We start from the raw sequence: 12,528 nt of genomic DNA on the forward strand, positions 1-12,528 counted from the left end.
TTTTCAGGTGGCTCTCAACCACACCAATCGTGGCTCTAAACGACACGTCCGTGATCTGGGCAGGTGGCTCTGAAGCGCACGACAGGTGGCTCCCTTGGAAGCCAATATTCAGCTACCAACGTCTTGGCCGGGTACAGCTAGGCGCTAAGCGGTCACAGCACCGGGCAGCTGGCACACCGATTGCGATGCGCTCTCTCATTGCAGATCGATTACCTACCTCTGAAAGCGGAGACGCCTGTGATCTCTCGGCCCACGATCAAGGACTGAATGAAGTCGGTTCCCTCATACGTATGGACGACCTCCATGTCCGTGAGGTGACGAGCAACGTGATACTCGAGCAGCAGACCGTTCCCACCGAGCAGATCCCGTGCATCGCGGCACAGCTGGCGTCCCTTGTCGCAAGTGAACATCTTTGCGAGCGACGCCTGCTCGTTGCTCAGACGCCCCTCGTTTTGAAGCGCGCCAGCTCGGAAGCAGACAAGCTGCATTGCTGTGAGATCGGCGAGCATGTTGGCGAGCTTGTTCTGAACGAGCTGATGGTGCGAGATTGGGCTGCCAAACTGGACGCGCTCCGACGTGTACTGCACAGCGGCTTCGTACGCGGCGGTTGCGTGCCCCAGCGCTTCCCATGCCACGGTACTGCGCGTACGGTTCAGCACCGCTCCAACGTCGCGGAAGGACTGCGACTTCTCGAGTTTGTTCTCGACCGGAATCCGCAGGTCTTTGAAGGTGATCTGTGCCTGCTGGATTGCCCGTTTGGCGATCTTCCCTTGAATGGCCTCAGCTTGGTACTCCTCGGGGTAGCTGCCGTCCCGGTTCTTCTCCAGCATGAATGCCTTGACCCTGTCGTCTGCAGTGTCGCGCGCCCAGATGATCACGAGATCGGCGACGTGACCAAGGCCGATCCAGCGCTTGGAGCCATTGAGGACATAGTGGTCACCCTCGAGGCGCGCGCTGGATTCGAGCGCGACGGAGTCTGAGCCGTGGTCCGGCTCGGTGAGGGCGAATGCCCCGAGTTTCTCGAGCCGCGCCATCTGCGGCAGCCAGCGATGTTTCTGCCCTTCGCTGCCCAGGAGGTCGATCGTCCCCATCGCGAGGCCGGAGTGCACCGCATTGAAGGTGTTCACACTGCCATCGCCACGCGAGAGTTCCATGGCGACGAGGCCCGCTTGCAACCTGGTCAGACCTGCGCAGCCGAACCCTTCGATTGCGGAGCCGATGATTCCGAGCTCTCCGAGCTTGGGAAGGATTTGGTACGGGAAGTCGGCCTGTTCCCAGTAATCGTTGATCACCGGGGTGACCTCAGAATCCACGAACGCACGGATCTTCACCACGAGGGCGCGGTCCTCATCGCTGAGGTAGTCGGCGACCTCATAGAAGTCCGCCTTCACGTTCGAACTGATGAGTCCCTTCATGCTGTTGCTTCCTCTACTGAGATCGAAGAGAAAGCCGGTGAGCCTGCCAGCCAGCGCCGAATAAGGTGCGTATCCTCGCCAAGCGCGGGCGGCGCCTTGTCGTAGGTCGCCGGGGTCTGCGAAAAAGTGATGGGGTTGCGGATGCCGGGAGTGGAATGGGTGTCTGAGCCTGCCCGGATGATCGGCTCCAAGCCGATTCGCTCGGCGAATTGTATGCCACCCGCGACGTCCCGGATAGGTGCGCACGGAATACCTGCCGTTGTGAGACGCTCGAACCAGTCGGACGCGGTCGCTCGCGAGAGCGCCGACTCGAGCAGGGGGCGCAGTTCTAGCCTATTCCGGCTGCGGTCAGGCGCCAGCGCGAATCGGGGATCTTCCGTGAGTTCTGGCATTCCGAGCTCCCGGCAGAGCACCCGGAATTGCCGGTCATTGCCGATCGCCAGAACGATGTCTCCCTCGCCGGTCGCTATAGGCTCATAGGGATAAATGCTGGGATGCTCGTTACCCATGCGACTCGGCACGACACCGGCGATGGCGTAGGCACCGGTCTGGTTCACGAGGCCCGAGAGCGCCGAACTCATTAGGTTGACCTCGACCCGCTGTCCTTCACCGGTCACCTGCCGGTGGTTGAGTGCGGCGAGGATGCCAATGCAAGCATGCATTCCGGTGAAAACGTCGACGACTGCGACGCCAGCCCGGAAAGGTTCGGTTTCCGGACTACCTGTGAGGCTCATTAGTCCCGAGGCTGCCTGGACAAGCAAATCATAGCCAGGAAGGTGTGCCCCACCCGCTGTGCCGAAACCCGTGATCGAGGCGAAGATCACTGACGGGTTGCTGACGCAGACACTCTCATAGTCCAGTCCGTACTTTTCGAGGCCGGCAGGCTTGAAGTTCTCGATGACGATGTCTGCTCGCACCGCAAGTTCCCGCGCAACATCGAGGTCTTCCGCATTGTTGAAGTCGAGCTTGACGGAGAATTTGTTCCGATTGACGGAGAGGTAATACGTCGACTGTCCTTCAAAGACCGGTGGCATCCACATTCGAGTTTCATCACCAGTTGGGCTTTCCACCTTGATAACGGTGGCTCCCATATCGGCGAGGATCATGGTGCAGTAAGGTCCTGCCAGCACACGTCCGAAGTCTGCGACGACCACTCCGCTCAGTGGGCCTCGCCCGGAACGGGTGAATGCTTCCTCAAGTATGCTGCGATCTCGCACTTTCTACCTCGATACTGTTTCTCGTTGTGCTGCGTGAGTAATCTTCATCCTGGCAGTCGTATTACTGCGAGTCAAATACTAATAAGCGCGGCATTGATACATATGAGTTATATATCGGCTGCTTCGGTTCTACTGACTTTGTACTTGATCGGAATAAAACTGTTTGTATATATGCACCGTTTGCTATTATTCGGGTATGGAAATCCAGGATCTTCGAACTTTCGTGGCAGTTGCCGAGGAGCTTCACTTTGGCCGCGCGGCAGAACGGCTTCACCTTGCCCAGCCGCCGGTCAGCCGCACGATCAAGTCTCTGGAGAAGGAACTTGGGGTCGAGTTGTTCAGCCGCACCACAAGGTCCGTGACAATCACAGTGGCAGGCCAGGCACTACTTGGGCCCGCCAGACGCATCCTAAACGAGGTCAAACGCGCTGCACACGACGTATACGCAGCTCAAGATGGGTCCTTGGGTTGTGTGAGCATTGCATTCGCCGGCGCATCGACAGAGGTACTCGTAGGTCGACTCTCCCGAGCCGCGAAGATCAAATACCCGAACTTAACCCTTGAGCTCGCCAGCCAAAACTTTGCGCAACCAGCAATTAATCGCTTAATCGACAACGAAGCTGACATTTCGATAGGTCGTTGGGACTATCTCCCGGCCGGCATCAGGTCACGTGTCCTCATCAAGGAGCAGTTGGTTGTTGCCGTTCCAACCACCCACCCCTTGGCCAGCTCAGAGTCCGCAGCTATGAAAGAGTTCGCCACCGACTATTTCGTAACTCTGCCCCCGCATCCGGGCTCAGTACTGACTGACCGACTGATCCGACTCAGCCATGCCGCAGGCTTCGACCCGCTTGTCGCACAAGTCGCGCCGGACACGTGGACCGCACTTGCTCTCGTTGCAGCAGAAGTCGGCGTTCACCTGACTATCTCTTCGGTCGCCACCAACACTCACAATCAGGAATTTTCATTTTTGCCAATTGCCAACCCATTCGAAGACGTGTTGCTGCGTATGGCCTGGCGGGAGGATTCACACAACCCCGCACTCGCAACTATCCTCGAACTTGCTGAGGAAGCGCTCTGACTAGCACTCCTCACCAGCCAGCGGACGCCCCAACGAAATCCGCCTTTGCGACCCACTTCATATTCTGGTTCTCTCAGGTCAAGAGTTAACCAAACCGTAGGCACCCCCGCGCAGCGATTCTTGCCAATGGATTCGAGAACGCCGAGCCTCTCCAGCGAGCGGTCAACTGGTGAGCCCGTCATCATGGATGAGATGCTGTCGTAATTGATCCCAGGAAACGGTCACCGCTTGCCCGACAGCTAGCTTCGAGGCTTCACTCATTGTGAGCTTTGCAATGCCCGGAGTCCCGTCGCCGAATTCCATGTATACGGTGACATTGGATCCGGTGAATACGATTTCCCGTACTGCGGCTTCGAACCCATCCGTGTTCGTGTCCGTCTTCGGTGCGATGGAGATTGCCTCAGGGCGTACGATCATCACGTTCGCGTCGGTTTTCTCCAGTTCCTCACGCGTTAGGTACGCACTTCCCGCTGGGGAAATGAATGTTGAGGTCTCGACATCGATCTTCCCACTGAATACGTTGGAGTCGCCTAGGAACCGTCCGACGAAAAGGGAGGAAGGTCGATAGTAGAGATCCTCGGGGGTCCCGATTTGCTCGATACGGCCATCGTTGAACACAGCGATGCGATCAGAGAGCACGAGCGCCTCCTCCTGATCGTGCGTCACGAAGACGAATGTCATTCCCAGCTCGCGATGAATCCTCGCTAGTTCCCGCTGCATTTCGCTTCGGAGATTCTTATCTAGTGCGCCAAGAGGCTCATCCATCAGCAATGCGCGGGGATCAAATACGATCGCTCGTGCGAATGCGACACGCTGCTGCTGGCCGCCCGAGAGCTCCTTCGGGAGCCGGTCGGCATAAGGGTCGAGCCGAACGAGCGCCAAAGCACGGGTGACTTTCTCTCGGATCTGGCTCTTATCCATCTTGCGCTGCCGCAGAGGGTAGGCGACATTGTCGAACACCGACATGTGCGGGAACAGCAAGTAGTTTTGGAATACCACGCCGAGGTCTCTACGATGCGGTTTGAGGCCATCGATTTGGTTGCCTCCGATGCTCACCGTCCCGGATGAAGGGTTGACGAAACCTGCGATTAGCGAAAGCAAAGTAGTTTTCCCTGATCCGCTCGGGCCCAAAAAGGACATGAACTCGCCGGGTTGGATCTCTAGGGAGACGTCGTTGAGCGCCAGCGCGGTGGAAGATGGGTACTGCATCGTCACGTTGCTGACGGTGATCGCCTGCTCATGCTCGAGCTTTTGCATCAGTTGCTGATTCACTTTCTCTTATTGCGTCCAGGCACGACCTGGACCAGTACGACCAAAATCGTGGTCACCAGGATGACGAGGGTCGCCGCAGCAGAGACTGTCGGGTCGATCTCGGTCGCGATTGCGTTGTACATATTGACGGGGAGGGTCTCCAAGTTGGGGGTCTGCAGGAATAGCGAGACCACCGACTCATCGAATGAGGTGACAAACGCCAGGACAAACCCGCTGACAACTCCAGGGAGGATGAGCGGCAGAGTGACCGTGAGGAACGCGCGAACGGGTCCTGCGCCGAGAGATGACGCCGCGGTGGTGAGACCGGGATTGTATCCGCTCAGGCTAGAGGAGACGGAAGTGATTACGAACGGCAGGGCCAGCATGGTATGGGCCGCGACGAACCCGAACAGGCTTCCGACGAGCTGCCATCGCAAAAACACAGCATAAATTGCGACAGCGAAGATCACGCCCGGAACGATCATGGGGGCCATGTACAGGCCCGAGAGGAAGCCACTGAACTTGGGTGACATCCTTGCGATCGAGACTGCTGCGAGAGTGCCGAGCACGGTCGCCAGTACCGCAGTCAGAATGCCGACCTGCAGCGATGTGAAGAGCGAATCCGTCCACTTCGCCGAGGTGAAGAAGTTCTCGTACCAGCGCAGTGAGAAGCCCTTTGGTGGGAACGAGAAGTTTCGCGCGTCCGAAAAGGACATGGGGATCACGATTAGCACCGGCAGGATCAGAAGCGCCATCACGACGACGTTCCATGCCCGCAACCAAATCGGGAGATTTGGCTGGCGGCGTGCCCGTAAAGAGACGCTATTATGCTTCACAGTCATGCGGCACCTCGCTTCATGAGCGGATTGGCCTGCCGAACGAGCCAGTTCAAAACACCGAGGATGATCAGCGTGACGACGAGCAGAAGCATCCCCGCGGCACCGGCCCCGGGGAAGTCGAGCAACTTCTGTACCCGAGTGGCGATGATCTGCGATAGTAGCGCCTGATCGGGCGAACCCAAGAGCGCAGGGGTGATGTAGAAACCGAGAGCCACCACAAAAACCAGGGAGAAACCGCTCATCACGCCGGACAGGCTGAGTGGCATGTAAATCCGGGCAAAGGACGCAACCGGCTTTGCTCCGAGGCTCCCTGCAGCCCGCAGGAGGCCGCGGTCGATGGTGCTCATCTGGGTATAGAGCGGGAGCACCATAAACGGCAGCATGACCTGCGTCATGGCAATTGCGACTCCGCCCCATGTGTTAAGCAGGACAACGCCGTTGATCCCCAGGGCTTGGAAGAACTGATCGATCAACCCACCGCGGCTCTCCAAGATGAACCATGCGAAAGTCCGGGCAATGATATTTACCCAGAATGGCAGCATGACCATAGTCATCATGACCGTCCGCCACCCCGGCGAGACGACAGTCATCGAATATGCATATGGATAGCCGATGATGAGAGTTGCCAGACCAACAATGAGCCCAACTGCGATCGTGCGCAGCATCACTGTCACAGTAACGCCGTCGGTGAGCAGACTGAGGTAGTGGCCGAATCCGATCTCTGGGCTAGTGAATGAGAGCCAGACGATCAGGGTAATCGGGTAGACAAAGAACACACCCAGGGCGATGAGAGCCGGAATCGCGAGACCTCCGGCACTCACCCCGCCCGTGCGAAACCGCGACTTGGAAGATCCTGGGATGCTCAAAATCTGAGCGGTCATGATTAGCCGATCTGCCAGGCAGTGTACTGCTCGGTTACCTGCTTGAGGTTCTCTCCCCACCAGGCTCCGTCGAAGTAGATTGCGCGACCACGCTGGTCCAGGTCCGCGAAGATGACTGCCTGCCCTTGGAACTCGTCGAAGTCAGGATCGGCATCGGCGACAATGGCGCCTCGACCAGTCAACTCTGAGGCTTTGGCCTGACGGTCGGAGTCGAGCGTCGACTGCAGGAACCCGAATGCTTTGTCTGCGCTCTTGGAGCCCTTCGGCACTGCGAGCTGATCTGCCGACACGACGGTCGCGTCCCACACCGCTGACCAGTCGCCGCCGTCGCGGAGGAGGTAGCCGAAGCGGGACTCAGGGGTCAGCGCCATATCGACCGAGCCATCCAGCATCGACTGCCCCAACTGACCATAGCTTTCGGCAAACACCAGGGATTCGCGAATCGAATCGTATTTCGCAAGCGCTCGGTCGATATCCAGCGGATACAAATCATCAGGATTCACGCCGTCTGCAAGGAGTGCGAGCTCCATCATTCCAGTGTCGAACTCCGGGGGAAGCAGTCGCTTCCCGGGGAACTTCTCGAAATCGAAGAAGTCGGCAATAGTACTGGGTTTCTCACCTGAATAGGTCTCATTGTTGGAAACGAACATGAGTTGCGAGAAGTAGAAAGGAATGCTGCAGTCGGTGCCAGTGGCGCCCTCCGCAAACTTTGTGCCCTCGGTCAGCTCCGGAGGCAACTCTTCAAGGAGCGTCCCGCAGTGCTGATTCGCTCCAGCCGGGGTCATAATGACGCTATCCCAAGTCACGTTTTCGGATTCGACCATCGCCTGCAGCTTGGCAAGGTCGATCGGCGAGTCGCTCTGGACAGTAACGTCGTTGTCCTCGGTGAAAGGATCGCCGAATGATTCGAGCTGGTATTCCTGTGTCTCCCCGCCATAGCCGACGAAGACGATATTGCCTGATGTGCCGTTGCTGTCTGCACTCCCCGATGAGCCGCAACCCGTACTAGTAATCAGTAGTCCTGCGATTCCGGCCATCGCGAGGACAACCTTGGTTCCTTGCACATTCCTTGTTGTCATCTGTATCCCTTTTCCTTGATTGGGGCCCGCATCGATGAGGGCCTGATTGATATGTGGAGAAGCTCGACGAACCACATAGGTCGGGCTATGTTCGTTAGCCCCGATTTTTCACGGTGGCCGGTGAGGGCCGCTGGTTCGTGCCGGCGGATGGATCGGTGGTTGTTTCTGTTTCCGGGCAGCGTGGTGTGGCCTGTTGTATCGCCTGGTGTGGCGCCGGTTCCACTTCCGGTGGTGGTTTTGTCGTCGGGACGGGACGGGAGCACGCTCAGTCTGGAGCAGCTGGCGGGGCGTGTTTCAGGCGCCCGATGTTCATCAGGAGCAGCTTCAGGAGATCCTTTTCCGGCGCTGTTTCCGGTAGGAGGAGTTGGTTGCGGCGGGCGCGGGTGATGATTTTCCCGGCGGTCGCGAAGAGCCGGTAGCGCCAGCGTTTGATGTCCCAGGCTTTGGCGTGGTGACTGCCTGGTAGGGCGGTGAGCTGGATCCAGGAGATCAGGTTGAAAGCCAGTGTGGCGATGTTTGCCCAGGCCTGGTTCGCGGCGAAGTCGTAGAACGGCAGCTTGCCCAGGCCGGTGTTTTTCAGGGTCTTGATCCGGTTCTCGCACCGGCCGCGGGCGCGGTGCCGGGCGTCGAGGAAGGGTCCGTGCCAGCGCGGTGAGTTGGTCAGGAACGCGGTGATCCGGTGCCCATCTGTATCGAGGAGGCTCGGCTGCGCTCCGGGGTGCAGCGGCTCGGCGCGCAGGAACAGCTTGGTGTCCGGAGGGTAGTCGGTGAGCCCGATGACGTCCGTGGCGTTGATGACCCACGCATCGGTGCGGTCGTTTCCGGTCTGGTCCAGGGCCGGCTGCCAGTGCTGTTTGTCGCTGATCCAGTCGATCATGTGCGCCTTGCCGAACGGCAGGGTATAGCTGGTGGAGAACTGCACGCCGAGGTTGTGCAGGTGCCAGAGGAACTTCCGGGAGGCACCGGCACTGTCGGTGCGGACCAGCACCTTCTGCCCGGTCAGGGTCCCGGTTCCGTCGTAGAACCCGTCGGGCAGCTGGGCTACGGCGGTGTGGAAGACCCGGATGTGGTCCTCGGCGCTGTTCGCTCCGGCGTTGCCGGGCCGCAGCACCGCGGCCAGGATTTCCTTGGAACCCTTACCGGTGCCGTAATCGACGCTGGCGATGAAGGGGGCGAACCCGTAGCCGCGTTTGTAGGTGCCGGCGACGTTTTCCTTGTCCGAGTGCGAAGTCACCAAGGTGGCGTCGATGTCGATGATGAGCGGGTCCGTGGCGGTCGCGGTCAGGGCCGGGTTCCGGTTCCCGGCGGCATTCCAGGCCCGGGTGCGCAGTTCCCTGGTCAGGGTTTCGAATCCGTAGCTGAACAGCTCGGGGTTGACCACGGTGCGTTCGAAGAATCGGGAGACGGTCGCGTTTGAGGGCAGCTGACCAAAAACCTTGGGAGAGGTACGAAGGATGTCCAGGTCGGAGGCGTGCTCGCCTCCGGCGGCGAGCATCGCGGCCAGTGAACCGACCAGCCGGCCGGGTCGGTGTCGTGCGCCGGAGGGAACGAACTGGCCGAGTCTGTCCTCGCACAGTCTGCCGAAACCCAGTGCGTCCATGAAGCCGGTCAGGACGCTGACTCCGGCGTGGGAGATCAGCGACTGGCCACTGAAAATAACGGGAACCGCCGGGAAAACAGGGGTAGAGTGGTGCATCGAAAAGGTGCTCCTTCACGACCGGGATAAATTGGCTTAGACACCACTATTTTCCCTTGTCGGAGCACCTTTTCGCCTTTTAAACACGCCCATCAACGGCCACCCGATGAAACCATAGGGTTAGCGCGCCAGTACCGAGTCGAGTGCTTCCCGGATACCGCGCACGATGATGCGGATCTCGTCTCCGGTGACGATGAATGGGGGCGAGATCTGGAGGATGTTGTTGGGCAGGTTCCGCAGGTGTACGCCTCGGCCCTCGAGTGCGGAGACGACGTCGAGCCCAGAAATGCCGTCTGCGAGGACGACTCCTCCCATGAGGCCGATGTAGCGCACCTCCTTCACACCTTCGTGGTCGCGGAGCTGCTCCAGCTCATCAGCGAGGATCGGTTCGAGTTCTTGGACATGTGCGAGCAGGTCCTCCCGCTCGATGATCTCGAGGTTCTTGAGCGCGACTGTCGCAACCGTGGCATGGCCGGCGTAGGTGAGGCCCTGGTGGAGGATGGGAGCGTCGGCACCGTCGTAGAACTGCCCGGACACGCTGGGAGCGACGATCACGCCGCCGAGGGGCAGGTAGCCGGAGGTGACGCCTTTCGCGAAGGTGATCATGTCGGGGTTGAGGTCGAAGCGCTCCGATGCCGTCCAGGTACCGAGACGGCCGAACGCGGTGATGACCTCGTCGGCGATGATGAGGAAGCCGAACTCCTTGGCGAGCTCCTTGATCCGCTCGAAATAGCCTGGCGGAGGAGGCACGAGTCCGCCGACACCCATGACCGGCTCGGTGATGAACGCGGCGATCTTCTCCCCGCCAGATTCACGGATGCTGTGCTCTGCAGCTTCGATGTCCCACTGGTCGACGAGCAGCGTCTCCGGTATCAGGGTGCCCGGACCGAATCCGTCCCGGTTGAAGGCGAGACCGGCCACACTCGTGCCGTAGGCGTGCAGGCCGTGGTAGGAGTCTTTGCGGGAGGCGATGGTGAGCTTCTCGGGCTGCCCTTGCAGCTGCCAGTGCCGTCGGGCAAGCTTGAGCGCCATGTCGACTGAGTCAGAGCCGCCGCTGGTGAAGATCACCTTGGCGTCGTCGAATGGCGCCAAGGTGGCGATTTTGTTTGCGAGGTCGAGCGCCGGTTGGTTCGCGTAACGGCCGAAGATGTGCCAGGTCTCGAGGGTGCGGATCTGCTGGGCGGCGGCCTCTGCGATCTCGTCGCGGCCGTGACCGACGTTGGCGTACCATAGGCCGCCGGCGGCGTCGAGCAGACGGTCGCCATCGCTGGTGACGATGTAGGCGCCGTCGCCTTCGGCGACGACGGTCTGGGGGTTGGCGAGCACGGTCGGCATATGAGCCTGAGCGCTCCACAGCGCGTTGTTCTGGGACATTGTTGTATCCTCCTGCAAATCGTTTGTGGGTCGGGTCGAACGGTACGTCTTGGCCCGGGGCGGCTGTTCAGCTGTAGTCGAAGAAGCCCTTGCTGGTCTTGCGCCCGAGTTCGCCGGCGGCGACCTTGTCACGCAAGATTCGCGGGGGCTCGAAACGTTCGCCGAGTGTAGAGGCGAGGTATTCTGCGATCCCGAGACGCACGTCTAGGCCGACGAGGTCAGTGGTCTTAAGTGGGCCGGTCTCATGCCGGTAGCCGAGCACAATCGCCGCATCGATGTCCTCCGCTGAAGCGACGCCCTCTTCGAGCATCCGCATCGCCTCGAGTGCGAGGGCGACACCAAGCCGGGAGCTCGCGAACCCGGGAGCGTCGCGCACGACGACGGGGGTCTTTCGCAGGGCCTCGGTCCAGTCGCGGGCGGCGTCGACGAGAGCGTCATCTGTTGCCTCGCCGACGATGACCTCGATTAGCGTCGAAGCGGGGACCGGGTTGAAGAAGTGCAAGCCGAGGAACCGGGATGGGTTCGAGAGTTCGGCTGCGAGTTGCGAGACCGACAGCGATGACGTGTTTGTTGCGATCGGGGTATTCTTCCCGGTGCGCTGCTCGATCGCGCGGAGGGTGGCCGCTTTCAGTATGAAGTCCTCCGGGACTGCCTCGATCACGAGGTCGGCTGTGTTCAGGAGCCAGTAGTCCTCGGATACGACGAGCCGGGATAGGAGCACATCGAGTGCCGGCGCTGCGGGATCCTTCGAGACGGCTTTTTCCATGATCTCCTGGATCCGGCCCTGGGCGGCTTCTACTGCCTGCGCGTCCCGTTCGAGCACGGTGACCGATGAGCCATTGACGGCGAAACTGAGCGCAATGCCAGTTCCCATCCGGCCGCCTCCAACGACGGCGACATGTTGAGGCAATGCCACGGTTTAGTGTCCCTTCCGCGCGTTGCGCTTCTGCAGGAAATCGTCCATACGCTGGGCTTTCTCCGGTGATTCGAAGAGCAACGCCTGCGCAAGGTTATCGATGATCGGATGCGCAGGCCTCGGCGCGTGAATAATCGTCTTGGTGACCTGGATCGCGAGCGGATCAAAGCCGCCGATGCGATCAGCGAGGGCGTTAGCACGATCGATCAGTGCTTCTGGCTCGCAGACTTCAGTGACCAATCGAATTGAGAGCGCCTCGTCGGCTGTGAGGACGCGGCCTGCGAGCAGGATCTCCTTCGCCACAGGTTCGCCAACGAGCTCGACGAGCCGCCAACATGCACCGGCGGCGGCGATGATGCCGAGGTTGGGTTCGGGATTGCCGATCTTCACCCGGGTCGTCGCGATTCGGAAATCTGCGGCGTATGCCAGTTCAGCCCCTCCGCCGAGGGCGTAGCCGTCGATCGCGGCGATCACCGGCATCGGCAATGCCGCGATGCGCGCGAAGATGCTCGAATTAATCCCGCGCAGGGCTTCGTGCCGGCGCCGGTCGCGCAGCTGCGAGATGTCGGCCCCTGACGCGAAGATGCCGCCTCGTTCAGTCCGGGTTCCGGTGAGGACCAAGATGCTGGGTTCGCGCTCGAGCTCATCGCAGACCCCGTGGAGTTCGTCCACCATTGCCTGATCGATCGAGTTCAATGTCTGGGGCCGGTTCAATCGCACGATTGTGCGATTACCGTATTGCTCTACTGTGAGCGTGCTCACGAAGTCCGCCTCTCTCA

At 60.1% G+C, this 12,528-nt stretch carries 11 protein-coding genes; 1 reads left to right on the plus strand and 10 read right to left on the minus strand.

Annotated features, from left to right (window positions below; all coding sequences use genetic code 11):
- Positions 1-209: 209 nt before the first annotated feature.
- Together ACZ2GY_RS07095 and ACZ2GY_RS07100 are read right to left on the minus strand one after the other, a co-directional pair.
- Positions 210-1,415 (minus strand): acyl-CoA dehydrogenase family protein, encoded by a 1,206-nt coding sequence (locus ACZ2GY_RS07095; RefSeq protein ID WP_171585944.1) that lies wholly within the window; start codon positions 1,413-1,415, stop codon positions 210-212.
- Positions 1,412-2,632 (minus strand): CoA transferase, encoded by a 1,221-nt coding sequence (locus ACZ2GY_RS07100; protein ID WP_171585943.1) that lies wholly within the window; start codon positions 2,630-2,632, stop codon positions 1,412-1,414. The genes ACZ2GY_RS07095 and ACZ2GY_RS07100 overlap by 4 nt, the downstream gene beginning before the upstream one ends.
- 196 nt (positions 2,633-2,828) lie before the next feature.
- Here ACZ2GY_RS07100 and ACZ2GY_RS07105 point away from each other — a divergent pair, with 196 nt between their 5' ends.
- Complete coding sequence (locus ACZ2GY_RS07105) at positions 2,829-3,713, plus strand: LysR family transcriptional regulator (protein ID WP_171585942.1); 885 nt, start codon at positions 2,829-2,831, stop codon at positions 3,711-3,713.
- Positions 3,714-3,875: 162 nt separating this feature from the next.
- On the opposite strand, the gene ACZ2GY_RS07110 is transcribed toward ACZ2GY_RS07105, so the two are convergent.
- The 8 genes from ACZ2GY_RS07110 to ACZ2GY_RS07145 all read right to left on the minus strand — a co-directional run bounded on the left by ACZ2GY_RS07110 (position 3,876) and on the right by ACZ2GY_RS07145 (position 12,424).
- Complete coding sequence (locus ACZ2GY_RS07110; RefSeq protein ID WP_216607345.1) at positions 3,876-4,985, minus strand: ABC transporter ATP-binding protein; 1,110 nt, start codon at positions 4,983-4,985, stop codon at positions 3,876-3,878.
- The gene (locus ACZ2GY_RS07115; RefSeq protein WP_171585941.1) at positions 4,982-5,806 is read right to left on the minus strand and encodes an ABC transporter permease; all 825 of its coding nucleotides are present in this window, start codon (positions 5,804-5,806) and stop codon (positions 4,982-4,984) included. Before ACZ2GY_RS07115 ends, ACZ2GY_RS07110 begins: the two co-directional genes overlap by 4 nt.
- Entirely contained in the window at positions 5,803-6,684 is an 882-nt protein-coding gene (locus tag ACZ2GY_RS07120) for an ABC transporter permease (protein WP_171585940.1), read from the minus strand. Before ACZ2GY_RS07120 ends, ACZ2GY_RS07115 begins: the two co-directional genes overlap by 4 nt.
- Before the next feature lie 2 nt (positions 6,685-6,686).
- Positions 6,687-7,763: an extracellular solute-binding protein gene (locus ACZ2GY_RS07125; protein WP_471673350.1), complete on the minus strand. Its 1,077-nt coding sequence runs from the start codon at positions 7,761-7,763 to the stop codon at positions 6,687-6,689.
- Between the two features lie 265 nt (positions 7,764-8,028).
- On the minus strand, positions 8,029-9,459 hold the full coding sequence (locus tag ACZ2GY_RS07130) for an IS1380 family transposase (protein ID WP_471673351.1): 1,431 nt from the start codon (positions 9,457-9,459) through the stop codon (positions 8,029-8,031).
- 120 nt (positions 9,460-9,579) lie between these two features.
- On the minus strand, positions 9,580-10,833 hold the full coding sequence (locus ACZ2GY_RS07135) for an aminotransferase family protein (RefSeq protein WP_171587291.1): 1,254 nt from the start codon (positions 10,831-10,833) through the stop codon (positions 9,580-9,582).
- A 67-nt stretch (positions 10,834-10,900) separates the two neighbouring features.
- Complete coding sequence (locus tag ACZ2GY_RS07140) at positions 10,901-11,707, minus strand: 3-hydroxyacyl-CoA dehydrogenase NAD-binding domain-containing protein (RefSeq protein WP_171587290.1); 807 nt, start codon at positions 11,705-11,707, stop codon at positions 10,901-10,903.
- 45 nt (positions 11,708-11,752) lie between these two features.
- Positions 11,753-12,424, minus strand: coding sequence for an enoyl-CoA hydratase/isomerase family protein (locus ACZ2GY_RS07145; protein ID WP_471673352.1), 672 nt, complete (start codon positions 12,422-12,424; stop codon positions 11,753-11,755).
- Positions 12,425-12,528: the final 104 nt, after the last annotated feature.

It is taken from the genome of Arthrobacter sp. KKT183 (genome assembly GCF_055657625.1).